The organism is Gordonia abscondita (assembly GCF_032711245.1).
Classification (GTDB): Bacteria; Actinomycetota; Actinomycetes; order Mycobacteriales; family Mycobacteriaceae; genus Gordonia.
The window spans coordinates 1,192,180-1,216,844 of the sequence record NZ_CP128986.1 but is presented as its reverse complement, the minus strand read 5'-3'; the positions used below and the strand labels follow the sequence as shown (position 1 = coordinate 1,216,844).

The 24,665-nt window shown below is 66.5% G+C and carries 18 protein-coding genes; 13 read left to right on the top strand and 5 right to left on the bottom strand.

Features of this window, described 5'->3' with window-relative positions; all coding sequences use genetic code 11:
• Positions 1 to 21 precede the first annotated feature (21 nt).
• Positions 22 to 1,686 (top strand): FAD-binding dehydrogenase, encoded by a 1,665-nt coding sequence (locus tag MP11Mi_RS05705; RefSeq protein ID WP_420041329.1) that lies wholly within the window; start codon positions 22 to 24, stop codon positions 1,684 to 1,686.
• Between the two features lie 97 nt (positions 1,687 to 1,783).
• Here MP11Mi_RS05705 and MP11Mi_RS05700 read toward each other — a convergent pair whose 3' ends face one another.
• Positions 1,784 to 3,316 carry a PorA family protein gene (locus MP11Mi_RS05700; RefSeq protein WP_420041328.1) on the bottom strand — a complete coding sequence of 511 codons (1,533 nt, stop codon included), beginning with the start codon at positions 3,314 to 3,316 and terminating at the stop codon, positions 1,784 to 1,786.
• A gap of 45 nt (positions 3,317 to 3,361) precedes the next feature.
• On the bottom strand, positions 3,362 to 4,726 hold the full coding sequence (locus MP11Mi_RS05695; RefSeq protein WP_420041327.1) for an ABC1 kinase family protein: 1,365 nt from the start codon (positions 4,724 to 4,726) through the stop codon (positions 3,362 to 3,364).
• Between the two features lie 166 nt (positions 4,727 to 4,892).
• Between MP11Mi_RS05695 and nadB the strand changes: the two genes are divergently transcribed.
• The 7 genes from nadB (at position 4,893) to MP11Mi_RS05660 (ending at position 11,850) form a co-directional block, all read left to right on the top strand.
• The gene (gene nadB / locus MP11Mi_RS05690) at positions 4,893 to 6,515 is read left to right on the top strand and encodes an L-aspartate oxidase (RefSeq protein WP_420041326.1); all 1,623 of its coding nucleotides are present in this window, start codon (positions 4,893 to 4,895) and stop codon (positions 6,513 to 6,515) included.
• Positions 6,516 to 6,573: 58 nt separating this feature from the next.
• On the top strand, positions 6,574 to 7,923 hold the full coding sequence (locus MP11Mi_RS05685) for a hypothetical protein (RefSeq protein ID WP_420041325.1): 1,350 nt from the start codon (positions 6,574 to 6,576) through the stop codon (positions 7,921 to 7,923).
• 124 nt (positions 7,924 to 8,047) lie between these two features.
• Entirely contained in the window at positions 8,048 to 8,383 is a 336-nt protein-coding gene (locus tag MP11Mi_RS05680) for a metal-sensitive transcriptional regulator (RefSeq protein ID WP_420041324.1), read from the top strand.
• A gap of 79 nt (positions 8,384 to 8,462) precedes the next feature.
• Complete coding sequence (locus MP11Mi_RS05675) at positions 8,463 to 8,669, top strand: heavy-metal-associated domain-containing protein (RefSeq protein ID WP_420041323.1); 207 nt, start codon at positions 8,463 to 8,465, stop codon at positions 8,667 to 8,669.
• A complete protein-coding gene (locus MP11Mi_RS05670) occupies positions 8,666 to 8,842 on the top strand; it encodes a hypothetical protein (RefSeq protein ID WP_420041322.1) in 177 nt (58 codons plus the stop codon). The genes MP11Mi_RS05675 and MP11Mi_RS05670 overlap by 4 nt, the downstream gene beginning before the upstream one ends.
• Positions 8,842 to 11,109, top strand: a complete 2,268-nt coding sequence (locus MP11Mi_RS05665; RefSeq protein ID WP_420041321.1) for a heavy metal translocating P-type ATPase — start codon at positions 8,842 to 8,844, stop codon at positions 11,107 to 11,109. The genes MP11Mi_RS05670 and MP11Mi_RS05665 overlap by 1 nt, the downstream gene beginning before the upstream one ends.
• Before the next feature lie 216 nt (positions 11,110 to 11,325).
• A complete protein-coding gene (locus tag MP11Mi_RS05660) occupies positions 11,326 to 11,850 on the top strand; it encodes a hypothetical protein (protein WP_420041320.1) in 525 nt (174 codons plus the stop codon).
• A gap of 6 nt (positions 11,851 to 11,856) precedes the next feature.
• Here MP11Mi_RS05660 and MP11Mi_RS05655 read toward each other — a convergent pair whose 3' ends face one another.
• The 3 genes from MP11Mi_RS05655 to MP11Mi_RS05645 are packed head-to-tail and all read right to left on the bottom strand — an operon-like array spanning position 11,857 to position 14,731.
• On the bottom strand, positions 11,857 to 12,933 hold the full coding sequence (locus MP11Mi_RS05655) for an ABC transporter substrate-binding protein (RefSeq protein ID WP_420041319.1): 1,077 nt from the start codon (positions 12,931 to 12,933) through the stop codon (positions 11,857 to 11,859).
• Positions 12,930 to 13,748 carry an ABC transporter ATP-binding protein gene (locus MP11Mi_RS05650; protein WP_420041318.1) on the bottom strand — a complete coding sequence of 273 codons (819 nt, stop codon included), beginning with the start codon at positions 13,746 to 13,748 and terminating at the stop codon, positions 12,930 to 12,932. Before MP11Mi_RS05650 ends, MP11Mi_RS05655 begins: the two co-directional genes overlap by 4 nt.
• Positions 13,745 to 14,731 (bottom strand): FecCD family ABC transporter permease, encoded by a 987-nt coding sequence (locus tag MP11Mi_RS05645; RefSeq protein ID WP_420042019.1) that lies wholly within the window; start codon positions 14,729 to 14,731, stop codon positions 13,745 to 13,747. Before MP11Mi_RS05645 ends, MP11Mi_RS05650 begins: the two co-directional genes overlap by 4 nt.
• Positions 14,732 to 15,109: 378 nt before the next feature.
• On the opposite strand from MP11Mi_RS05645, the gene MP11Mi_RS05640 reads away from it, so the two are divergent.
• The 5 genes from MP11Mi_RS05640 to MP11Mi_RS05620 all read left to right on the top strand — a co-directional run bounded on the left by MP11Mi_RS05640 (position 15,110) and on the right by MP11Mi_RS05620 (position 24,659).
• Entirely contained in the window at positions 15,110 to 16,567 is a 1,458-nt protein-coding gene (locus MP11Mi_RS05640) for an FAD-binding protein (RefSeq protein WP_420041317.1), read from the top strand.
• Between the two features lie 268 nt (positions 16,568 to 16,835).
• The gene (locus MP11Mi_RS05635) at positions 16,836 to 18,368 is read left to right on the top strand and encodes a Re/Si-specific NAD(P)(+) transhydrogenase subunit alpha (RefSeq protein WP_420041316.1); all 1,533 of its coding nucleotides are present in this window, start codon (positions 16,836 to 16,838) and stop codon (positions 18,366 to 18,368) included.
• A 6-nt stretch (positions 18,369 to 18,374) separates the two neighbouring features.
• Positions 18,375 to 19,832 carry a Re/Si-specific NAD(P)(+) transhydrogenase subunit beta gene (gene pntB, locus MP11Mi_RS05630; protein ID WP_420041315.1) on the top strand — a complete coding sequence of 486 codons (1,458 nt, stop codon included), beginning with the start codon at positions 18,375 to 18,377 and terminating at the stop codon, positions 19,830 to 19,832.
• Between the two features lie 241 nt (positions 19,833 to 20,073).
• Entirely contained in the window at positions 20,074 to 21,846 is a 1,773-nt protein-coding gene (locus MP11Mi_RS05625; protein WP_420041314.1) for an HSP90 family protein, read from the top strand.
• Positions 21,843 to 24,659, top strand: coding sequence for a hypothetical protein (locus MP11Mi_RS05620; RefSeq protein WP_420041313.1), 2,817 nt, complete (start codon positions 21,843 to 21,845; stop codon positions 24,657 to 24,659). The genes MP11Mi_RS05625 and MP11Mi_RS05620 overlap by 4 nt, the downstream gene beginning before the upstream one ends.
• Positions 24,660 to 24,665 lie beyond the last annotated feature (6 nt).

Below are 24,665 nucleotides of genomic sequence, written 5' to 3'. Positions count from 1 at the left end.
GCGCGAAGAACAGGGGAGCACGTGAGTACTCGGGACAACGTCGACGCGGTGGTCGTAGGAGCTGGATTGGCCGGACTGGTCGCCACCTACGAACTGACGAAGGCAGGCAAACGCGTCACCGTCGTCGACCAGGAGAATCGTGCGAACCTCGGCGGACAGGCGTTCTGGTCGCTCGGCGGAATCTTCCTGGTCGATAGTCCTGAACAGCGTCGGCTAGGCATCAAAGATTCGCCCGAACTGGCCCTCCAGGACTGGATGGGTTCGGCAGGGTTCGACCGCGACGACGAGGATTACTGGCCGCGACAGTGGGCGCGGGCCTATGTCGACTTCGCGTCGACCATCAAACGCCAGTACCTCCACGATCTCGGACTCCGATTCACGCCAGTCGTCGGTTGGGCCGAGCGCGGCGGCGGCTTCGCCGACGGACACGGCAACTCGGTGCCGCGCTTTCATCTCTCGTGGGGGACCGGGCCCGACGTGGTCCGAGTGTTCCTGGAACCGGTACTCGAAGCGGAGAAGCGCGGACTCGTCGACTTCGCGTTCCGGCGTCGCGTCGACGAACTGATCACCGAGGACGGTGCCGCGGTCGGTGTGCGCGGCCGTGTGTTGGAGCCGAGCGACGCCGAGCGCGGTGTCCCGTCGTCGCGTGTGGAGACCGACGACTTCGAGATCCGCGGCGACGCGGTGATCGTCACCTCCGGCGGGATCGGTCACAACCACGACCTCATCCGGGAGAACTGGCCGGTCGACCGGCTCGGTCCGGCGCCGGAGTTCATGATCTCGGGCGTGCCTGACTACGTGGACGGTCGGATGCTGGCGATCACCGAGTCGGCGGGCGGAAACATCGTCAACCGCGACCGCATGTGGCACTACACCGAAGGCATCCAGAACTGGGATCCGATCTGGTCCGACCATGCGATCCGAATCATCCCCGGCCCGTCTTCGCTGTGGCTCGACGCTGACGGCAACCGTCTTCGAGCGCCGAACTTCCCCGGTTTCGACACGAATTCGACGATGAAGGCGATCCTCGACACCGGCTACGACTACTCGTGGTTCGTGCTCAGCCGGTCGATCATCGAGAAGGAATTCGCGCTCTCCGGTTCGGAACAGAATCCGGATATCACTGAGAAGTCGTTGAAGGTCGCGGCGAAGAGTCGCCTCGCTAAGGGGATGCCGGGGCCGGTCGAGGCATTCACTGAGCACGGTGTCGACTTCATCGTTCGTGACACGCTGCCCGAACTCGTCAAGGGTATGAACGAAATCGGCCGAGGCGGGCACATCGACCTGCAGGATCTTGAACGCACCATCTCTTCGCGCGACGCACAGATGGAGAACGGGTACAGCAAGGACGCGCAGGTCATGGCGATTCATAATGCGCGGAAATACTTGGGCGACAAGGTAGTCCGCGTCGCAAAACCGCACCGGCTGCTCGACCCGGCGCACGGCCCGTTGATCGCCGTCCGGCTCAACATCTTGACCCGTAAGACGCTCGGCGGCCTCGAAACCAACCTTGACTCGCAGGTGATGCGTCCCGACGGCGTCGCATTCGACGGTTTGTACGCTGCAGGCGAGGTCGCGGGGTTCGGTGGCGGCGGAGTCCACGGCTACAACGCGCTCGAAGGCACCTTCCTCGGAGGCTGTATCTTCTCCGGCCGCGCCGCGGGCCGCGCTGTCGCCCGCCGCTGACAGCGATCGCTGACGTAAACGCGGGTCCCGCTGACATTCGCGGCATTCACGAGTGCCGCGGATGTCAGCGAGACCCGCGTTTGAGCGTCAGGCGGTTCTACTCGGGCCGACGGTAGCGCTCGTAGTCTGGCATCGGGCGGGTCGGATCGGTGATCGGACGGAACGAGCCGGTGTCGGTCTCGTCAGCTGGGCTCGATGCGACGTGGTCGTCCGGCTGGCTCCAGGTCGCCGTCGCAGACTCGTCAGCAGGAGGCTGGTAGGGATGATCCTGGCGGTACGGATCCCGGTACGGATCGTCTTGGGTCGGGATCACCGTCGTGTCGTCAGTGGGCGACACCGCAGGGATCACAGTGGTCGCGGTGGGTTCGTCAGCGTACGCATACGCGGGTGCGCCACCGGTCGGGTTCGACGGATAGCCGTCGTCCGGGCCGTCGCCCGGTCCCTCACCGGGTGTCTCGTCCGGCGACTGCGGGTCGTCGGGGTCGTCGCCGGACTTCGTGCCGCGTCGACGCCATACGAGGATCGCCCATCCGACGAGCAGCAGGACGCCGAGCACACCGAGCCCGATCGGAACGTACTTGCCGCCCCAATTCAGGAGCGTCAGGTAGTGCTTGGCGCGATCGGCCTGCTGTGCGACCGTCTCGTCCGACCATTTGAACGTCGCCTTCAGCGCGTCCATCTGGAAGTCTCGGACGGCTTTCGGTGCGTCCTCGCTCTGATCAGGCGACTTGAAATACTGGTGCTGGTCTTCGTAGCCGTAGATAATCGTGCCGGTGGTCGGCTCCACGTACACGTGGCGCGTGGCCTTCGCGTACCGGTGCATCTCCACCAGGTCGCGGCTCTTCACGCCCTTGCCTGAGATTCCCCACCAGCGGGCCGGCATGTTCAAGATGGTGCCGAGTGCGGCTTCGCCCGACGCGTCGGGGAGATCGGACAGGTCCTTCTCCGGAACGTCGGCGACGAAGTGGTAGGTGTCGACGCCGTCGATCCGGCGTTCGTCCGCGAACTTCGCGATGGAGTCCTGACGGCTGTTCGTGTCGTAGTAGTAATAGTCGCGTTTACCGACGTCGAAGCCGAACTTGTACTGGAACCCCTTGCGGTTCTCCAACTTGACCGACGCGTCGTCGACGTTGCCGCCTTCGGGGACCGCCTCGAGTTGGAGCGAGCTCACGTTGCCGTTCGGCACTGACGTCTTGCGGTCCACCGACACCCGGTCGACCGTCGCGGTCAACAGCGCGTCGTCGCACGGGAGTTTCCCGTCGGTCGACATCGTGAGGTCGCGTTCCTTGCCGTCGGCATCACGGACTCGGTCGACCCGGACAGTCTGCGCCGACTGGAGCGTCGCCTGGTTCTCGTCGGACGGGTCGACGATCACCGAGCGACGCTGCTGCGTTAGATGCGCGTCGAACACTGCCGCACGGCGTTCGGAGACCGAGCACCGGTCGAAGATGCGCGCGGGGAGTCGGTCGCCGGTCTCGCCTTCGGGGGCGACGGTCTCGGAAACCGACGTGATGTCGAGGTCGAGCGGGACGACCTTCAACTTCGGTACGAGGTACGTCGGGAGGGCGATCGCCGCCGCGATGCACGCGACGCCGAGGAATGCCATCAGTGCGAGTAGGACGCGCTTCACGTGGTTCGGCTCCTCGTAGAGGGTGCAGGGGCGGTTGTCGCGACGTCACGCATTGCGGGCCCGCCGGTCGCGTTCGGCTTCCTTTAATATCCCGGCCATGTAGCCGTAGATCTCGCGGTCGCTGATGGCCTTCCATCGCGGTGCGAGGAGTTTCATGTACTTCTCGACGTACAGCAGTTGCTTTCCGACGAGGATGAGTTCGCGGGGCAGTCGTGCATCGTGTGCCTTCGCGACGGCAGCCATCTGTCTGCCGAGGTCGGTGTAACTCATCGAACCGAGTTCCGTCTTCGACAACGGTGTCGTGACCTTGCGGATGTCCTCGGCGCCCTTCTCTGTGGAGCCGGGCTTGTGGACGGCGCCGAGCAGGAAGATCGCGCGACCGGCAGAGTCGTAATCCTGTTTGACGATCAGGTCGACGACGAGCTGACGCAGGATGCGGCGGGTCCGCGCGTCGAACCGGCCGACGATCCCGAAGTCGAGCAGGACGAGTGTTCCGTCGTCGTCGACGAGAACGTTCCCGGCGTGCAGGTCGCCGTGGAAGAGGCCGCCGTGGAATGCCGAGTCCAGCAGGGAGAGGAGGAGGTTTCGGCAGAGTGCTTCGCCGTCGTGTCCAGCGGCGCGGACGGCATCGACGTCGTCGATGCGGGTGGCGTAGATGCGTTCCATCGTCATCACGCGCCGGGTGGTCAACTCGTCGTAGACGCGGGGGACGCGCACTCGATCGCCGAACGGCCCCAGCTGCAGACAGTCGAACCACTCACGCATGGTGGCGGCCTCATTGCGGAAGTCGAGTTCGGCGTCGAGCCCGTCGGCGAAGTCCTCGACGACGTGCCGCGCCGACAGCATGCGGCCGTACTCGGAGACTTCGGCCAGCCCGGCAAGGCGTTCGAGGATGGCGACGTCCGGTGCCAGCCGGTCGGCAATGCCGGGCCGTTGGATTTTCACCACGACTTCTTCGCCGCTGTGCAGGGTCGCGGTGTGGACCTGGGCGATGGACGCCGATGCGATCGGCGTCTCGTCGAAGGTCGCGAAGATCTTGTCGGGTGCGTCCCCGAGGTCATTGATGAAGATCTGCCGCAGCTGTCTGTAGTCGGCGGGGCGGACCTGGTCGAGCAGCGTTCCGAACTCGCCTGCCATTGTCGGACCGAATACGCCAGGACTCGACGCGATGAGCTGCCCGAGCTTCACATAGGTGGGGCCGAGGTGCTCGAAGGTTCGACGCACCTCGTGGGCGACGTCCCTGGTGTCGGGCGTGCGCCCGCGCAGCAGGCCGCCGATGCTGCTTGCGACGAACCTTCCGACACCGAAGACGGCGTGCCCGGCGGTCGACGTGAAGCGCCCCGCTTCGGCGACCGCTGAGACGGCGGGGAGCTGGTCCCGCACGGTCTCGACGTCTTCGTTCATGGTCATCACCATTGTGGAGTGTAGTTGACTCGCCGCGAACCCCGCCTCTCCCGACGTGGGCGTGGCAGGCGTTGCTTCGGCGGGTTGCGGCGGACTAGCGTCGACACCAGTTTTCGATTAACAGTCGAAAAGCGATTAACAGTCGACAGGTGGAGTGAAGGAAGGACAGCGGATGACTGCAACCCAGCGGCGTGCCGACCTCGTCGTGATCGGCGCGGGAATAGCCGGGCTGACCGCTGCGCTCTCGGCGGCCGAACGCGGTCTCGACGTCGTCGTGCTCAACAAGGGGTCGCGTTGGGATCCGACACGGTCAGCGACGGCGCACGCCGAGCACTCGACGTCGACGTTCTATGCGCAGGGCGGCATCGCAGTCGTCGACCCGGCTGTGCCCGAAGACTCGATCGGCTTGCATCTGGCGGACACGCTGGCCGCGGGAGCCGGCCTGGCCGACTCGGTCGCGACGGAACCGATCCTCGCCGATGGTTGGTCCGCGGTGACCCAGCTCGTGCGGCGGGGAGCCGACTTCGACTCGGCTCACGGGCACTTTCTGCGTACTCGCGAAGGCGGCCACAGCGTCCGACGGATAATTCACGCGGGCGGCGACGCGACCGGAGCCCGCGTTCAGTCCGCGCTCGGAGTGGCGATAGCGGGGGCTACGCCGGTCGCCGTGGTTAATGACAGTTGGGCGGCGGACGTCCTCACCGATCGTGGGGAGGTGGTCGGCGCGGCCTATGTGCAGGACGGCGTGCGTGCGGTGGTCTGGGCTCCGACAGTGTTGATCGCCACTGGCGGCGTCGGACACGTTTACGCTGCGACCACCAATCCGGCGGGAGCGACTGGCGATGGCATCGCCCTCGCGCTTCGGGCGGGCGCCGCCGTCGCCGACCTCGAGTTCGTCCAGTTCCACCCGACGATGCTGTATGTCCCGGGCGCGCGTGGCCGCCGCACGTTGGTGAGCGAGGCCGTGCGCGGGGAGGGTGGCCGACTCGTCGATGCGGCGGGACGATCGGTGACCGACGGTGTTCATCGGCTCGGCGATCTCGCACCTCGCGATGTCGTCGCCCGGGCCGTCCGTGCTGCTATGGAGCGCACTGGCGCGGACAGCGTCTATTTGGACATCACCGGTGTCGACGACTTCGAGAACCGGTTTCCGACCGTCACCGCAGGGGTCCGAGCCTCCGGGCTGGACATCGGGGCAGGGCGGTTGCCGGTGGTTCCGGGTGCGCACTACGTGTGCGGAGGGATCGTGACCGACATCGACGGCCGAACCTGTGTGGCGGGCCTTCTGGCCGCGGGGGAAGTCGCGCGCACCGGCCTACACGGGGCCAACCGGCTCGCCTCCAACAGTCTCCTCGAAGGCCTCGTCATGGGCAGGCGGGCCGCGGCGCAGGCCGCCGAACGGGCCGGACGGCCGGTCTCCGAGGTCGAGGTACCCGACCTCGGCGTCGCGCAGGCGCTCGACCGGACGGTGCTCCAGGACGCGATGTCGGCGCGGGTCGCGCTCGACCGTGACGCAAAGGGGCTGGCGGAGGTAGCCGATCTGCTGTCCGAAGGTCCGGAGCGTGCGCGTTGTGACCTCCAGGCGAGCGAGGACGCGGCACTTGCGATCACCGCGAAGGCGATCGTCGCGGCCGCGCAGGCCCGCGAGGAGTCGCGCGGATGTCATGCGCGCGCGGACTTCCCGGACAGGTCAGCGACCGGCGTGTCGCGGAGTTTCGCTCTCGTCGGCGGCGAACTGGTGCCTGTCGCCGAGCGCCCGGTATCGCAGGAGGCGGGCGTGTCGGCCAGGTCCTAGTGTTCGCCTCGGTAAGCTCCGTAGACTGCATGGAGTCCGTGACGTTAGGGGTGTGACCATGAGTGGTGGCCAATGCTGGTCGTCGATCGTCGCCACCCCGAACGAGCGTAGCGCTCTGCGACTCGGAGTCGACGCGGAATGGCTGGTCGCCTGCGTCCTTCCCGAAGGGCATCCGGGCGCGCACGCCTCCGACGGCGCGCAGGAACACCACGGACGACGACGCTGGCTGGTCTGGGGCGATTTCGCGCGCGGCGCGCAGATGCTTCGCGACGAGGAGCCCTGCCCGAACACCGAACTCGACGGAACGCCGTGCCTCTACTACCTGGGGCACAGTGGGGCGCACCGATACCCAGGTATTCCGGCGGGTGCGCCGAGCGGTGGCTTCGCATCGCCGATGGATCGTCGACCACGCCCGGTGCCGGAGCCGTTTGAACCTCCCGCGCCGCAAGCCCAGGGCTTTCCTCCTCTGATTTCCCAGACTTTGATACCCCAGACTTCAATACCCCAGTCTCCGATACTTCAGTCTCCGGTACTTCAGTCTCCGGTACTTCCGCTTCAAACGGCCCGGCCCGACCAGCGGGGGTTCCCGCCGACGCAGCCGTGGAACGCGCTGACCCAGTTCGACATGAATCCGGATCCGCCGACCGATCGGTTCCCGGCGCTGCCTACGCCGCCCGGGTGGCCGAGTGTGCCCCAGCCCGCTGTGGAACAGCCCGTGCCGTCCTCCGGCGTCGATGCGTCCACGTTGGACCAACTGTTCGCCGACCTGCCGTCGCTTGCCCCCGAGGACGCGCCGATCGTGTCGCCGGATTCCGGCGCCTGGACGGCCCCTGACATCGTGGACGTCCCGGAGGCCACCGCTGTCCAGGCGGAGGCCGTCGACGGGTTTGTGGCGTCACACAACGCGCCCGATATCCAGGAGGTCGGCGTGCCGTTGCCCGTAACGGGCCCCGCGCGTTTCGAGCCGGTCGAGTCGGCCGACGGCTCCGTGCAGCATCAACCCGTCAAGGTCGTCAACGAGTACGAACCGTCCCTGGGCGCGGACGCTCCCGGCGGCTCGACGACTGTCGTCTACCGCGACGACCCGGACGCGTCGATCATGGAAGTCCGACCTACGTCGAACGATGTGCTTACTACGTCGATGTTGCAGGTGATCGCGTCGAACGACGATCCGGTGCGTATCGGAGTGCCGACCACGCTGCGGCCGATTTCCGGGCCGGCGAGGACCGCGGACCCCGTCGCCGAGCAGCTTTCGGGCGCCGACGTGAAAGCGATGACCGATGCGGTGCGTGACGCCGCCGATCGGTTGCGCGCCAATCCTGGCGCCGATGACACGTACGCCATCAGTGCGGCGCTTCGCGATATGGCGTCGTCCCTTGGGCGCCTAGCCGACCGTTTCGGAAAGTAGCGTCCCGCGGGTCCTGGATGCGGGGCGGAGAACTCTCGCGTCGATACCCCCTGGGGGTAGACAAATGTCCCGGATCGGAGTACACCTGGATACTGCCAGGGGGTATACGAGAAGGGCGGCGAAAATGGCCGAGAACGAGACCGACGACTGTTGCCACGGCGACGGTGTGACCGGCGGTCACCATGGATACATCGGAAATCAGGCCGGCTACCTTCGGCGACTGAAACTCATCGAAGGTCAGGCCCGTGGCCTGCAACGCATGGTCGAAGAAGAGGCCTACTGCATCGACATTCTCACCCAGGTGTCGGCGATGACGAAGGCTCTCGAAGCTGTCAGCCTCGGTCTGCTCTCGGATCACATGAGCCACTGTGTCGTCGCTGCCGCGCGGGAAGGTGACGAGGCGGCCGACGAGAAAATCGCCGAAGCCATGAAGGCGATCACCCGACTCGTCAAGTCCTGACAGGCAACTCTGCTGGTCGAGGCGGCAATGCTGATCGAGCAGGGTCGAGATAGCAACACTGAATAGAAGGAGAATCACGATGAGCGAGACCACCACCATCACCGTCGACGGTATGACGTGCGGACACTGTGCCGCGTCGGTCCGTGAGGAGATCAGCGAGATCGCGGGCGTGACAAACGTCGACGTCGACGTCACCAGCGGTCGCGTTGCCATCACAAGCGATGCCGCGCTTGATGCTGACGCCGTGAACTCGGCGGTCACCGAAGCCGGCTACGCGGTCCGATGACCGCGCTGTCGCGTCCCGGTGTGCGGATCGCCGCGTTCGTCGCCGGGCTCGCGGCGGTATTCGGGTTGGCATTTGGGATCGGCCACGCCGTCGGCCCGTGGGACACAGATCCCACGCCTGGGCATACGCCCACGATGACTCACGGCGCGGCACAGGATGAAGGGATGCACTGATGACGCAATCTGTCGCCGTCGATCGTGACGTCGATCTGGAACTGATCGGCATGACGTGCGCGTCGTGCGCCAACCGGATCGAACGCAAACTCAACAAGCTCGACGGAGTGAGCGCCACTGTGAACTATGCGACCGAGCAGGCGCATGTCGAATACGACTCGTCGGTGACGCCAGACGACCTGATCGAGGCCGTACGTTCCGCGGGCTATGACGCGACTCGAGTCGCGGCCGTCGCGGCCGTCGCGGCCGAAGACAGCGGTGACCGGGTACCGTCGCGTGCTGAACTCGAGGTCGCCGGCTTGCGTCAGCGGCTCATCGTCTCAGCGATCCTCACAGTGCCGGTGATCGTACTCGCGATGGTTCCGGCCTGGCAGTTCACCAACTGGCAGTGGTTGTCGTTGACGTTGGCGGCGCCCGTCGTCGTCTGGGGTGCACTGCCGTTCCACCGTGCGGCGTTCGCCGGACTGCGGCACGGTACGACGACGATGGACACATTGATCTCGGTCGGGACGATGGCCGCGTTCGGGTGGTCGATCTACGCTCTCTTCTGGGGCGACGCCGGTGCGCCCGGTATGCGTCACGGGTTCGACCTGATCGCGTCGCGAGGCGACGGCGCGTCGAACATCTATCTGGAGGCCGCTGCGGGTGTCACCACGTTCCTGCTCGCGGGCCGGTATTTCGAGAAACGGTCCAAACTCCGTGCGGGGGATGCTCTTCGTGCGTTGGCGGAGGTCGGCGCCAAGGACGTGACCCTCGTCCGCGACGGCCGCGAACAGACGGTGCCGATCGCCCAACTGCAGGTCGGGATGCGGTTCGTCGTCCGACCCGGCGAGAAGGTCGCGACCGACGGCGTCGTCGTCTCGGGGGCGTCGGCGGTCGACCAGTCGATGTTGACGGGCGAATCAGTTCCGGTGGAGGTGTCGATCGGCGACTCGGTGGTCGGCGGAACCGTCAATGCGCACGGCCGACTGGAGGTCGACGCGACGGCGGTCGGCGCCGACACAGCGCTGGCTGGCATGGCGAAGATGGTCGCCGACGCCCAGGCAGGTAAAGCCCAGGTCCAACGTTTGGCGGATCGGGTGTCCGCATACTTTGTCCCGACGGTCATCGCGATCGCGGCCGGAGTGCTCGGCTTCTGGCTCGGTGTCGGCGGGGGTGCGGCGCTGGCGTTCACCGCGGCGGTCTCGGTCCTGGTCATCGCGTGCCCGTGTGCTCTCGGGTTGGCGACGCCGACCGCACTCATGGTCGGCACAGGTCGCGGCGCGCAGCTCGGCATCCTGTTGAAGGGGCCGGAAGTGTTGGAGTCGACCCGCCGGGTCGACACGGTGGTGCTCGACAAGACGGGCACCGTGACTACTGGTGAGATGGCTGTCACCGATGTCTTCGCTGCGGACGGCGTCGACGTCGAGGCCCTGATTTCGCGGGCGGCAGCTGTTGAGGCAGGGTCGGAGCATCCGATCGGACGGGCGGTTGTCCGCCGCACCGACGGCGTCGACCTGCCAAAGGCGTCGGACTTCAAGAACCTCGCCGGGGCGGGCGTCAGCGGGACTGTCGACGGACTCCGGGTCTCGGTGACGAGGCCGAGTGACGCGGGCGGCGAGTTGCCTGTCGGTCTGCGATCGGCGATCGACGAGGCGTCGGCGCAGGGCGCGACGCCCGTGGTCGTCAGTGTGGGCGACGAGGTCGCGGGAGTGATCGTCGTGTCCGACACGGTGAAGCCGACATCGGCCGCAGCGATAGCCGAACTCAAGCGGATGGGCCTGCGGCCGGTCCTGCTGACCGGTGACAACGAAGGGGCGGCGCGCCACGTCGCCGCGCAGGTCGGCATCGTCGACGATGCTGGCGGCGCCGCCGTCATCGCGAACGTGCGGCCGGAGGGCAAGGTCGACGCGATCGCGCGACTACAGGCCGACGGCCGGGTGGTCGCGATGGTCGGTGACGGAGTCAATGATGCGGCCGCTCTCGCTTCCGCCGACCTCGGTCTCGCGATGGGGACCGGTACGGATGTCGCGATTGAGGCGAGCGACCTGACGCTGGTCAGTGGCGATCTGTGGGCCGTGGTCGACGCTATCGCGTTGGCGCGGAAGACACTCGGGACGATCAAAGGCAACCTGTTCTGGGCGTTCGCCTATAACGTCGCCGCTCTGCCGCTGGCGGCGGCCGCCTTGCTGAACCCGATGATGGCGGGTCTGGCGATGGCGTTGTCATCGGTGTTCGTCGTCGCGAACAGTCTGCGGCTCCGCGGCTTCCGGTCACGTCGGGCCTGAGGTCGCCGCCAGGTCGCGTCCGTCGCACGGCGTGTGTTGTCCTCAGGTTCCCGGCTCAGCGTCGGCATCGCGCGGTGAAGGTATGGCGGCGCCGAGCGGGGAACCTGAGGTCACCTCGTAACGTCTCGCGTTGGAGGTCCGCGACTTCGCCGACTGGCGACTTCCGCGGGAAAGGAAGCACTACCGCTGGAGCGATTCGAGGCGCACACTGAAAATATGCGCACCCCGAAGATCGTCCTCGCCGTCGTAGCCGCTGCCGGTCTCGTGGTCGCGGTTCCCACTCAAGCCCATGCCGCGCCGAAATGTCCGACGACGGTGACCGCGTCGACGTCGAAGGCGGCGACCGTCTCCGCGTTGCGGAACTCGTGCAGTCAGACCGGCATCGACCGGCTATTCCGCACCGCTGAAGCCGGAGCGATCCCCAAGGGCGTCTACCACGGTCAGACGCGCCCGATCGGCGGACCGAACGATGCAGCGTCCGCCGCGGCGAGCGCGATCTGGTCCGGAAAACACTTCTACAACGGCTGGCTCAACAACCGAGTCCTCGGCGGCGAAGCCCTGTCGGCGAATGTCTTCTATGCGCCGTCGACCGTGGACGGCAAACGCGTCGTCCGCATCGACTACGCGCGCAGCGGCCTCGGATTCGCACATGACGAGCTTCGTCGTCTGCCCAACGGTGTCTACGTCGGCTACGGCTTCCTCGGCGCCAACAAGGGCGTGAGCTTCTGGGTGTGGAAGTGAGCTGAGTCAGCGCGCCAACAATTCGTTCCCGTTCAGTCCGAGCGAAGTCACGTTCAGCGAGGTCGTGATCGTCGACTCAGGTAGGGATCCCTGCCCTTCCAATGCCTTACGTAGGATTTCGGCAGCGTCGATATTGAGGGGACTCGACACCCACATGGCGTAGGGCAGGTTGATGAAACGGCTGTCTCGCACCGCGCTCAGCGCCCGGCTCGCCGGGTTGCTCCGCAGGCTCGCGATCTTCTCGTCGACGGACTGGCCCGGGTAGTCGACGAAGGCGATGACATCAGGATCCGCGATCGCCAAACGCTCCCAACTGACCGCCGTCCAGGTGTCTGCGACGTCCTGGGTCGCGTTCTGCGCGCCCGCCGCGTCGATGATCCCCTGCGGGCCCCCAAACGATCCCGACGTGAACACGGTGTCACTGCCGCTATCGAACAGGAAGACGGTCGGCCGATCCTGGCTCTGCGGTGCGGCCCGCAACTTCGCCAGACGATCTTGGATTTCGTCGGCGGCAGCCGCGCCCTCGTCAGCGTGTCCGGTGATCGTGCCGATGTTGCGCAGGTCCGTGTCGAGTGCCGCCCAGGGATCCATCGTGCCCCGTTCATTCTCGCCGTCCACCTGGCGGCACGCCTCCGACAACTGGTAGACGTCGATGCCGTGCTGAGCCAGGATGTCGACGGTGATTCCGCGCGACTCACTCATGCCGTAGTTGTAGCCCGCGTACACGACCTGCGGACGAGCGGCGACGAAGTTCTCGAGCGTCGGGTTCTCGGTGGTCACCTCGTTCAAGGTGTCGACTTGGCGGCCGAATCGGAGCCGGAGGATGTCGGCGTCGCGTGACAGCGAACTCACCGCGGTGATGTTGTCGCGGGCTCCGGCCGCCAACGCGGTCGCGATCATCCCGCCGTCGTTGACGAACAGTCGGTCGAGCGGCTGGTCGAACGTCACCTTCTCGCCGCAGTTGGTGACCGTGACGGTCTCTCCGGTCGTGGACTCCGACGTCGCACCGCATGCGGCGGCGGTAACGGCGATCGCGGTCGACGCCGTCAGCGCGATGACGGTGCGCAGGGCACGGGACGTCATAGGGATTCCTTCGGCAGGGAAGCGGCGAACGGTGCGGCTTCGGTGAGCAACAGATGGGGCAGAGCGGTGACGGGGTGCCCGACGATGTCGCCGCGCACGGCGAAGACGTCGTGGATGAGTTCCGGTGACAGCACGTCCACCGGAGGACCGAACGATCGGAGCGTCCCGTCGCAGACGACGGCGACCAGGTCGAAGTGGCGCAACACCAGGTCGAGGTCGTGAACGGCGGCGACGACGGTGCAGGGGAGGGAGTCGATCAAATCCATGAGACGAAGCCGCCACGCGGCGTCGAGATGATTCGTCGGCTCGTCCAATAAGAGGGCGGGCACACCCTGCGCGAGCGCTCGGGCGATGGTGACGCGGTGGCGTTCGCCTCCGGACAGTTCCGTGCACGACCGGTCGGCGTACGCGAGCATTCCGACAGCGTTGAGGGCGCCGTCGATGATCGCGCGGTCGGATCGGTCGGTGACGGCCCACGGGCCGCGGTGCGGGGTCCGGCCGAGGCCGACGGCCTCGGTGACCGTTAGTTCGCCGCTCGGCTGCTCCTCCTGGCCGACATACGCCACCGACAGAGCGCGTCGTCTAGCCCGCATCGAAGCGACGTCGACGCCATCGAAGGTGACGGATCCGTGCGCCGGCCGTGCAATTCCGGCGAGCGTTCTCAGGAGAGTCGTCTTTCCCGCGCCGTTCGGTCCGACGACCGCGAGTCGTGCTCCCGCCGGAACGGTGAAATCGACGTGGGTGAGAACGTTGTGACCGCCGACGGTGCACGTGAGGTCGGCCGCGCGGAGTCCGAGCGCGCTATGCGGTTTCACGTTTGATTCCCGAACGAGTAGGAGCGGCGGTTCATCAGGAACAAGAAGACGGGAGCACCGATCAGGCCGGTGACGATACCTAGGGGCATCTCGCGGGGCGCTGCCATGACACGCGAGATCACGTCTACCCAGACCAGGAAGAGTGCGCCGCCGAACACCGCGACCGGGAGCATCGCCCGGTGGGTGGCTCCGACGAGGAGTCGCGCAGCGTGCGGGACGATCAAACCGACGAAGCCGATCCCTCCTGACACGGCAACGAGTACGCCGATCAGGACGCCTTGAAGGGCGAACAGTCCGTTCCGTAACGCCGTCACCGGTACACCGAGCGACGCGGCGGTGTCGTTGCCCGCCGCGTACGCGTCGAGCCACGACCGGATCGTGAGCATTCCGATCGTCGCCACGACTACCACCGCAGCAGCGATCGGCACCTTGGCCCAGGTGGCGCCGGACACGCTGCCGAGCATCCAGAACATGACTCCTTCGGCGGCGTGCGGGTCGCCGACGGTGAAGACCATCATCGACGACAGCGCCATGAACGCGGACGACAGCACTACCCCGGACAGGACCAGGCGGAGTGCCGTGAGCTCGCCCTGTGTCCGGGCGACCGAGTAGACGATCGCCGTCGCAGCCAGCGCACCGATCAATGCGCCGCCGGACAACGCCCAGACTCCGAGCGCGGAGAACGCGCCTACGGTGAGCACCGCGGTGGCGCCGACCGCTGCGCCCGAGGAGACGCCGAGGAGGTACGGGTCGGCGAGGGGATTGCGCACCAGCGTCTGCATCAGCGCACCCGCCAAGGCCAGTCCCGCACCGACGACGGCTGCCATCACCGAGCGGGGCAGCCGGAGATCCCAGATGATGATGTCGTAGGCGGTGTCGCTTCGCTGCCCGGTCAGTCCGGCGTAGACCGAACGCCAGACTTCGTCGATAGGAATGTTCTCGGCGCCGAACGCGACGGATACGACGACGCTGACGGCGGTCAGGGCCGCGAGGACCGCGACGAGTGGATACGGGCCGAGTGGGTACCCGCGGGAGAACCGAGCGGCCGAAGGGCTAGCCGGGTCGACTGCGCGCGGCGACTTCTCTGCCGATGAGGACGGCACGATGTGACTCCGATGTCGGGTATCTGTGCGCGAGATACGTGGTGAACATTCGTGAGTGCAACTGGTGGTCGGACTCGGGTCTCCTCAACAGAGGCCCACACCGTTGCGCGCCAGTCCCGGATTCTCACCGGGTTTCCCGCTGCACTCTGCCGATGACCGTATCAATGCGGTCCGCAAGGTTCGGTTCGTCGGTACCGCACAGTGTGAACAACGCACAAAACTAGAACTTGTTCTAGACGCTCGTCTAGGCTGAACTCCATGAGCGGTCTGGACATTCCTGAAGCAATCAACGCGAGCGGCGTCGCCGAGTGGAACGACGTCGTCGACGTCCTAGTCCTGGGTGCGGGCATCGGCGGATGCTGCGCCGCGGTCGAAGCGGCGACGAACGGCGCGAACGTCCTCGTCTTAGAGCGATCTGCCGCGGCGGGCGGTACGACGTGCATGGCGGGCGGCCACTTTTACCTCGGCGGTGGGACTGCGGTCCAGCAGGCTACTGGGCACGCCGACAGCGCCGACGAGATGGTCAAGTACTTGACCGCCGTCTCGCGTGAACCCGAGCACGACAAGATTCGCGCCTACTGCGACGACAGCGTCGATCACTTCAACTGGCTGGAGAACTTGGGCTTCGAATTCGAGCGGAGCTACTACCCCGAGAAGGCGGTCATCCAACCGCAGACTCAGGGGCTCATGTTCACCGGCAACGAGAAGGTCTGGCCGTTCTATGAGAAGGCTGTGCCTGCGCCGCGTGGTCACAAGGTGCCAGTCGAAGGTGACACGGGCGGAGCGGGCATGGTGATCGACCTGCTCGTCAAACGACTCGGCGAACTCGGCGTGCCCATTCGATACGAGGTCGGCGGCCGCAAGCTGGTGGTCGACGACTCCGGTACCGTCGTCGGCGTCCAGTATAAGGACGGGGCCGACGAGGGCTTCATCCGTGCCGCATCGGTGATCGTGGCCGCCGGCGGTTTCGTCATGAACCCGGACATGGTCGCGCAGCACGTGCCGCAACTCGCGGAGAAGCCCTTCACGCTCGGCAGCACCTACGACGACGGCCTCGGAATCCGCATGGGCGTCTCTGTGGGCGCCGCACTCAAGCACATGGACCAGGCCTTCATCACCGCCCCCGTCTATCCTCCGTCGATCTTGTTGACCGGTCTCGCTGTCAACAAAGAAGGCAAGCGGTTCGTCGCCGAAGACTCCTACCACTCTCGAACCTCCGGGTTCGTGATGGACCAAACCGGCCGTGCCGCGTACCTCATCGTCGACGAGGCGCACATGAAGCGACCCGAGTTCCCGCTCGCCCCGTTCATCGACGGATGGGAGACCGTCGAAGAGATGGCGGACGGCCTGGGCCTCGATCGTGAGACCCTCGTTTCGACTCTTGAGAGGTACAACACCTATGCTGCGAAGGGCGAGGACCCCGATTTCCACAAGAGCCCGGAATTCCTCGCACCGCAGGATCGCGGGCCGTGGGCGGCCTTCGACATGAGCCTCGGCAAGGCGCTGTACGCCGGTTTCACGATCGGTGGCATGGCGACCACCATCGACGGCGCGGTCCTGGACGAGAGCGGTTCGGTAATCCCGGGCCTGTACGCTGCCGGAGCCTGCGCCGCCAACCTCGCGCAGGACGGGAAGGGCTACGCATCGGGCACTCAGCTCGGTGAAGGGTCGTACTTCGGGCGGCGTGCCGGCGCATCGGCTGCAGCACACATCTGAGCTGGCCCTGTGACGCACCTTACAGCGATATGAGGGTTCTAACCCTCATGCTAAGTTCGTCGCACGTTTTTCATATGCGGGACCGGCCACGTGCCGCCCGCGCGCATCGAGCGAGTTCGACGTAGCACTGGCCGATGGATGCAGACCGCCCGGTAAAACGGGCGGCCTCTTTTCTGCCATCCGTCTCACCCGGGCGCCGCAACGACTTTCGACTCGATGCGGACATCAGACAAGTGAGAACAGGAAAGAGTGTGGGAGAGGCAGTGACATGCTGATCGGCATCCCCCGGGAAACTAAGGCAGGCGAGACGCTCGTTGCGGCCACCGCGAAGACGGTGGCGCAACTGCAGCAGCTCGGCTACGAGATCGTCGTCGAAGCCGACGCCGGTGCGCTCGCAGAGCAGCCGGACACGGCGTTCTCCGACGCCGGTACTCGAGTCGGCTCCGTCGACGACGTATGGGCGTCAGACGTGATCGTCAAGGTCAACGCCCCTACCGACGAGGAGATCGCACGCATGCGCCGTGGCGCCGTGCTGATCTCGATGATGGCCCCGGGCCGCAACCCGGAGCTCGTGGAAAAACTGCAGAACGCGGGCGTGACCGCGCTCGCCATGGACGCCGTACCGCGCATATCGCGTGCACAGTCGATGGACGTGCTTTCGTCGATGGCCAACGTCGCGGGCTACCGAGCCGTCGTCGAAGCGGCACACGAGTTCGGCCGCATGTTCACCGGCCAGGTGACCGCGGCGGGCAAGATCCCGCCTGCCCGCGTGTTCGTCGTCGGTGCCGGTGTCGCAGGCCTAGCCGCGATCGGCGCGGCATCGGCCATGGGCGCCGTGGTGCGCGCATTCGATGTGCGCCCCGAAGTCGCCGAGCAGGTCGAGTCGATGGGCGCCGAGTTCGTCAAGGTCGACTTCGAAGCGGAGAAGTCTGAGGACGGCTACGCCAAGGAGATGACGGCCGAGCAGGAGGCGGCCACCGCGTCGATGTACGACGAGGAGGCACGCGCCGCCGACATCGTCATCACCACCGCGCTGATCCCGGGCCGTCCCGCACCCAAGTTGGTCAGCGCCGACACCGTCGCCGGGATGCACCATGGATCGGTCATCGTCGACATGGCGGCCGCCAACGGCGGCAACGCCGAAGGCACCGTCACCGACCAGAAGATCGTCACCGACAACGGTGTCACGATCATCGGCTACACCGACCTGTCCGGCCGCCTGGCCGCGCAGACGTCGCAGTTGTACGGCACCAACATCGTCAACCTGCTCAAGCTGCTCACGCCGGAGAAGAACGGCGAGCTCACGCTCGACATGGACGACGTCGTTCAGCGCGGCATCGCCGTCACCCGCGACGGCGACGTGATGTGGCCGCCGCCGCCGGTCCAGGTCTCGGCAGCTCCGAAAGCCGCGCCTGCCGCGGCCGCTCCCGTCGAGGAGCCCAAGGAGCCGATGTCGGCCGGTAAGAAGGTCGGCCTGGTCTTGGTCGGCGCAGTGTTGTTCTTCCTCGTCAACGCGTTTGCGCCGGATCCGATCCCGCAGCACTTCACCGTGCTCATGCTGGCGATCGTCATCGGCTACTACGTCATCGGCAAGGTGGCGCACGCCCTGCACACGCCGCTGATGTCGGTCACCAACGCCATCTCCGGTGTCGTGGTCGTCGGCGCGCTCCTGCAGATCGCAACCGGCAACACCACGATCTTGGTGTTGTCGACGATCGCAATCCTCCTCGCCTCCATCAACATCTTCGGTGGCTTCGCCGTCACCCGTCGCATGCTCAGCATGTTCAGTAAGGGGGCCTGACACGTCATGGACATCAACTCCATCTCCATCGCGGCGTACATCGTCGCATCGCTGCTGTTCATCCTGTCGCTCGCAGGACTGTCTAAGCACGAGTCGGCCAAGAGCGGTCTGACTTACGGCATGGTCGGCATGGTCATCGCTTTGGCGGCGACCATAGCTCTTGCCGTCAGTGACCTGAACGATCTCGACTTCGCCGGGGTGTCGTTTAACAAGTGGCTACCGATCGGCCTGCTCATCGCGGCCGTCGTCGTCGGCGGGCTCATCGGTCTGTGGCGCGCGAAGATCGTCGAGATGACCGGGATGCCCGAGCTCATCGCGTTGCTGCACTCGTTCGTCGGTCTTGCCGCTGTCCTCATCGGCTGGAACGGTGCGATCCAAGGTGCTCACCTGCACGACGTCGCCCCGGACGATCAGGGCGCGATCATCGGTATCCACGCGGCTGAGGTCGCGATCGGCATCTTCATCGGTGCGGTCACCTTCACCGGTTCGATCATCGCCAACCTGAAGCTGTCGGCGAAGATGAAGTCGGCTCCGCTCATGCTGCCCGGCAAGAACTTCATCAACATCGGATCGATCGTCGTGTTCGCGGTCCTGACCGGCGTGTACGTTGCGCGGGACGAACACGCCGACACGACCGGATACATTCTGCTCGCGGTCATCACCGCTGTCGCGCTGCTCCTGGGTCTGCACCTGGTCGCGTCGATCGGCGGCGGCGACATGCCGGTCGTCGTGTCGATGCTGAACTCGTACTCCGGTTGGGCAGCTGCCGCGTCTGGCTTCCTGCTCAACAACGATCTGCTGATCGTCACCGGTGCCCTCGTCGGCTCGTCGGGTGCATACCTGAGCTACATCATGTGCAAGGCGATGAACCGGTCGTTCATCTCGGTGATCGCCGGCGGCTTCGGTATCGCCGCCGGACCGTCGGACGACACCGACTACGGGGAACACCGCGAGATCCAGTCCGACGCGGCCGCCGAACTCCTCGCAGGTGCCAAGTCCGTTGTCATCACCCCGGGTTACGGCATGGCCGTCGCCCAGGCGCAGTACCCGGTGGCCGATCTGACCGCCAAACTGCGGGCGAAAGGCGTGGACGTGCGCTTCGGCATCCACCCCGTCGCGGGGCGTCTGCCGGGCCATATGAACGTGCTGCTCGCCGAGGCGAAGGTGCCGTACGACATCGTCTTGGAGATGGACGAGGTCAACGACGACTTCCCGGACACTGATGTCGTGCTGGTCATCGGAGCCAACGACACCGTCAATCCGGCCGCGGCCGAGGATCCGAGCTCGCCTATCGCCGGCATGCCGGTTCTCGAGGTGTGGAACGCCAAGGACGTCATCGTGTTCAAGCGTTCGATGGCCGCCGGCTACGCAGGCGTCCAGAACCCGCTGTTCTTCCGTGAGAACACGCAGATGCTGTTCGGTGACGCGAAGGACCGCGTGGAGGACATCATCTCCGCGCTATAACCGCCCACCTCGCTCATGTCCGAGACTCACGACCACGATGTGGTCGGAAGTCTCGGACATGAGTGTTTCTGCGACAAGCGGAACGGGTGACGTCGTGTCTGCGCGTCAGTGGTACCGCGCAGAGCGTAGATCGGCAAATGCAGAAACCAACCGTCTGAGCGGTACCACTGACCCGCACGAAGGCGAGTGCGGGGCTGCGCCGGACAGAGACGCTCCGCACCGGGGCCGTACCATCGAGTCCATGGATGACGCCCGGATGTTCGACGTCGATCTGCGCGCTTTGATTGAGGTCCTCGGCACCAATCTGTACACCGGGCCCGGCGTCTACGTGCGGGAACTGCTGCAGAACGCGATCGATGCCCAGACCATCGCCGGGCGCCGGGACGAACCGATCGAGATCACCACCGACGGAAGCGACTTCGTGCTCGCCGACCACGGAGTCGGGATGACCGCCGACACGATCGCCGATCTCCTCGGCACCATCGGGGCGAGCTCCAAGCGCGACCCGTTCGGTTTCGGCACCACGTCGCAGATCGGACAGTTCGGTGTCGGCATGCTCAGTGGATTCCTCGTCGGAGACCGCATCGAGGTGTCCTCACGAGCCGACGGCTCGGACCCCGTCGTATGGACGGGGTCGTCGGACGGGCACGTCGAGATGCGGGCCGGTGAGCGCATCGAGACGGGCACCACTGTCCGAATCGAGGCACGCGGCGACGCGACGATGTGGCTCGCGCCCGACCGCGTCCGTACCCTCGCCGCCGAGTACACCGGCATGCATCCGACACCGGTCCTGGTTAACGGCGACCGGGTCAATCCCGGCGTCGGCCTGTTCGGCGATCCGTCCGGCGGCCGAGACGCGGCCCGCGTCGCGTTCTGTCAGGACGAGTTCGGATTCTCGCCGTTGGAGATGTTCGAGGTGGATGTCCCCGAGGCCGGGCTGCGTGGGGTGGCGTACGTCAGCCCCACTGGCGGCGACCTCGTCGCCCGCGCCGTACATCGCGCGTACGTCAAAGGACTTCTCGTCGGCGACGTCCCCGGGTTGGTCCCGGAATGGGCGTACTTCGTGCGGATCGTCGTCGACGCGACGGGACTCAAACCTACGGCGTCGCGCGAAGGGATCGTGCACGACGACCTGTTCGACGTGGTGGCGACCTCGTTGGGCGAGCAAGTCCAGGCATGGTTGACCGGACTCGGCGCCCGTCCCGCGCTGCGTGAACGGTTCCTCGCCGTACACGAGCAAGGCGTGAAGGCGCTTGCCGCGCATCGGCCCGAACTGCTCGGTTTCGTCGACAAACACTGCGTGTTCGAGACCAATGTCGGGCCGATGCCGCTCGCCACGTTCCGCGCCCGCTTCGACACGATCCGGTACTCGGGCAGCATCGATGACTACCGCGTGCTCGCGGACGTCCTCGCCGGCCGCGGAATCGGCTTGGTCAATGCCGGGCACGCGTTCGAGACGGCGGCCATCCGCGCGATCGTCGCCGCCGATCCATCGATGCGGTGCGAACTGATCGGGCAGCAGTTCCTGCTGTCGGCGCTGACTATGCCGTCGCGGGAGGTCCGCGACGAATTCGACGACGCGGTCCACGTCGCACGCCGTGCGGTGTCGCCGTTCCAGTGCGAGGTGACGCTCCGCGCGTTCGAACCCGAATCACTGTCGGGCCTCTTACTCACCGACGACACCGCGCAGATCGCCCAGGACCGCTCACAAATGCTGTCGCAGACCGCGGGCGAGCCCGACGCATGGCTGGCGGCGTTGTCGGCGATCGACGACGGCGAAGTCGCTCCCACCAGACCATCGCTGGTATTGAACGTGACGAACCCGCTCGTCGCACGGCTGCCGACGTTGGGCGACGATGTGGTTGCGGGCGCTTTGGTCCGCGCGATCTACAGCCAGGCCATGCTCCGTGCCCGCCGATCGGTGCGGGTCGCGGCTGCCTCCGAACTCGATTCGGCGATCACTCTGCTTGCCGACCTCGCTACCCGTGACCGTGTCGAAGGGAACCCGGAATGACCAGCGCCGAGCCGATGGATGAGGCCGTGTCCGAACTACTCGACGACCTGTGGATGGCGCGGCACGGCGACCCCCGCTTCGGCCACGAGGACTTCTCACAATTCCCGTCGTTGATCGCGCGGGCCGACGAACTCGACGACCTCGATCTGCGGTTCCTCACGCGGCTGGAGGGGGCGTACGCCGCACTGTGGTCGGGCCGCACGACCGATGTGTTGACGCTCGTCGCCTGGCTCCTGCAGACCATGGACGCTGAGCGCGCCGAACTCGAGGTGCAGGACTGGCAGGTCGAGCAGTTCGAGACGACCGTCGTCGATCTGCTCGATGTTCTCGTCGGCGTCCCGGAGCTCACGCTCGGCCAGGTGGAGGCGCTGGTCGCCGACTGGGCGCGCCGCGTCCGCGGCACCGCCTATTACGCGCCCGCGGTGGAGGCTGCCGTGCATGGCGCGATCGCCGTGCACCGCGGCGATCCGGCGGAGGCGATCCGGATCCTCGACCAATGCACCGATTTCACGCCGCCGTCGGGCACGTGTGGACCGGGCACGCGTGCGACGTTGGCTTCGGTCTACAGCGCGGCGGGCGGGTACGCGCAGGCGCTGGCGTTGTCGACGCCCGATCTCGACGGCGATCCGAGCGAACGCTGCGGCTTCTATCCGGCGGAAACGTACGGAGCATTGATCGACGGCTGGGGTCGGGAAGGTCGCCGCGACGACGTGATCCGGGCGGCCGCCTCGATCGACGAGACGTACGGGCCGGTCAGGATCTACCACCACATCGCTGACGCGCTCGTCGCGCTGATCCGGGTGGATGCGCTCGAGCAGGCGTTGCCGATGGCATTGAAGTATCTCGACGCCGTCGATGTGTGCGCCAACCTGTACGCCGAAACGCAGTTGGCGGCCGCATTGTCGGCGACTCTCGCGTCGGCGGCCGCCGCGGACCCGGACACCGTTGTTGCGCGACGGGACGACGACGGTGCACCCGACCTGATCTCTGCCGCCCAGCTCGCGGACGAGCTCGCCGATCGGGTTCGTCTGGCAGGCGGCCGGTTCGATGTGCGGAACGCGTCGTCGTGGGCGTCATCGTCGTTCGACGAGATTCTCGGGCTGCGGACGACCGGGTCGAGCCGGAACGCGGGCGGCCGGGTGAAGGCGGTGTCGGAGCGATCGGCCGAGGAACTGATCAGCGGCCTGACGTCGTTCGGGTCGGTGTCGCCTCGCCGGTCCGCGCAATGCGCGGACGCATTGCGGGAACGTCTAGGCGAGCTCGACGGCCGGAGCCTCGCTCGCGCACGCCACATGCTTGCGTGGGATCGGCGTCGCGAGGATCCACAGCAGGCGATCGCCGAGCTGCGTGAGGTCGCGAACGCCACGAGGGAGGCGTACCCGTCGTGGTCCGCTCAGTCGGACCTGCTCGCAGCGTTGTTGGAGGTACACGGCGGTGACGCTCCGCCCGAGACTCTTCTCGACTGGCCGGACGGTGACTCGACGTGGAGTGCCGGAGCCCAGGCGAACTTCGCGCGTCTGCGTGCGATGGCGGTCGCGCCGTTCGACGCCGATCGGGCAGTCGCCGCGGTCAACGATGGCCTGGCGATCCTCGATCGCGTCGACAGCGGCGAGGTGGAGCTGATCTCCGATCCTGATGCCTTGGCGGCCGCGGTCGGTTCGATCGACGCGGACGCCGCCGCGCAACGCGCCGTGCTCCATCATCTGCGCGCCGATCTCGTCGGTGAACTGGACACGGCCGATCCGGCCGCCGACGTAGATGCCGCTCTCGTCGCCGCGCGACGCGCTGTCGCGCTCGCGTCCGACCCGGATCAGGCGATGGCGTTCCGGGGCGGTCTCGTCGACGCACTGCAATTGGCTGCGGGCGTGCAGGCGCAGACCGATCTGGATTCGGCTCTGCTGCTGATGGCAGAGGCGGAGTCGAGTGCGCGGTTCGCCCAGCTCGGGCAGGTGCTGAGTGCGCGGGTAGCACTGTCGGGCGATGCTGGCGATTTGGACACGGCACGCGACGACGCCGAGCGCGCCGTCTCCGTGTGGACGGTGGAAGGCGACGAGCATGCCGCCGACTCGTCGCGGTTCGACCTCGCACACGTCATGTTGATGCGTGAGGAGGATCCGCTCGCGATTGTCGAACTCGTGCAGCCGGCGGTCGACGCGATGGCCGAGCGCGGCGACTTCGGGGCGCAGATGCACGGCACCCAGATGTTGGCGCGGGCGCAGTCGGCCGCAGGCCGTGCCGGGGATGCGGTCGCGTCATACACGCAGGTCATCGATGCATACACGGGGCAGGCGCCGACCGGTTTGATGGGGCAACTGCACGGTGCGCGCGCCGTTGAACTCGCCGAACTCCAACGGTTCGGTGAGGCGCTCGTCGACCTGGACACTGCGGTCGACGCCTACACACAGGCGGGCGGCGCGTTCGAGGTGGGCGACGCATTGCGGACGGCGGCACTCACCGCATTCTTCGCCGGGGATCACGATCGTGCACTCGGCTACCTCGCGCACGCGGAGCGTACGTACGAGGAACTCGCTACCTCGGCTCCGGTCGACTTCGAACGCGCCCGCCTGGACTTCGCCCGCGCCGACATCGTCCGCGAGCGTGAACCCGAGCGCGCCGAGAGCCTATTGCGCGATATCGCCGGACGTGCTCGCGCCGCGAACTGGATCGGCCTGCTGATCCCGGTCCTGCACTTGAGCGCGATGCATGCCGTCGAATCCGATCGGCCGGCGCGAGCACGCGAACTGGTCACCGAGGCGCTGCGGCACGCGCCCGACCATCCGGCGCTGCTGGGATTGTTGGAGGAATTGGACTGACGTTGC

What these genes read in the sequence shown, in the direction of transcription:
- MP11Mi_RS05695 (WP_420041327.1), bottom strand. Translation starts at nt 4,726, where the DNA reads ATGACCATGAACGAAGACGTCGAGACCGTGCGGGACCAGCTCCCCGCC.
- nadB (WP_420041326.1), top strand. Translation starts at nt 4,893, where the DNA reads ATGACTGCAACCCAGCGGCGTGCCGACCTCGTCGTGATCGGCGCGGGA.
- MP11Mi_RS05685 (WP_420041325.1), top strand. Translation starts at nt 6,574, where the DNA reads ATGAGTGGTGGCCAATGCTGGTCGTCGATCGTCGCCACCCCGAACGAG.
- MP11Mi_RS05680 (WP_420041324.1), top strand. Translation starts at nt 8,048, where the DNA reads ATGGCCGAGAACGAGACCGACGACTGTTGCCACGGCGACGGTGTGACC.
- MP11Mi_RS05675 (WP_420041323.1), top strand. Translation starts at nt 8,463, where the DNA reads ATGAGCGAGACCACCACCATCACCGTCGACGGTATGACGTGCGGACAC.
- MP11Mi_RS05670 (WP_420041322.1), top strand. Translation starts at nt 8,666, where the DNA reads ATGACCGCGCTGTCGCGTCCCGGTGTGCGGATCGCCGCGTTCGTCGCC.
- MP11Mi_RS05665 (WP_420041321.1), top strand. Translation starts at nt 8,842, where the DNA reads ATGACGCAATCTGTCGCCGTCGATCGTGACGTCGATCTGGAACTGATC.
- MP11Mi_RS05660 (WP_420041320.1), top strand. Translation starts at nt 11,326, where the DNA reads ATGCGCACCCCGAAGATCGTCCTCGCCGTCGTAGCCGCTGCCGGTCTC.
- MP11Mi_RS05655 (WP_420041319.1), bottom strand. Translation starts at nt 12,933, where the DNA reads ATGACGTCCCGTGCCCTGCGCACCGTCATCGCGCTGACGGCGTCGACC.
- MP11Mi_RS05640 (WP_420041317.1), top strand. Translation starts at nt 15,110, where the DNA reads ATGAGCGGTCTGGACATTCCTGAAGCAATCAACGCGAGCGGCGTCGCC.
- MP11Mi_RS05635 (WP_420041316.1), top strand. Translation starts at nt 16,836, where the DNA reads ATGCTGATCGGCATCCCCCGGGAAACTAAGGCAGGCGAGACGCTCGTT.
- pntB (WP_420041315.1), top strand. Translation starts at nt 18,375, where the DNA reads ATGGACATCAACTCCATCTCCATCGCGGCGTACATCGTCGCATCGCTG.
- MP11Mi_RS05625 (WP_420041314.1), top strand. Translation starts at nt 20,074, where the DNA reads ATGGATGACGCCCGGATGTTCGACGTCGATCTGCGCGCTTTGATTGAG.
- MP11Mi_RS05620 (WP_420041313.1), top strand. Translation starts at nt 21,843, where the DNA reads ATGACCAGCGCCGAGCCGATGGATGAGGCCGTGTCCGAACTACTCGAC.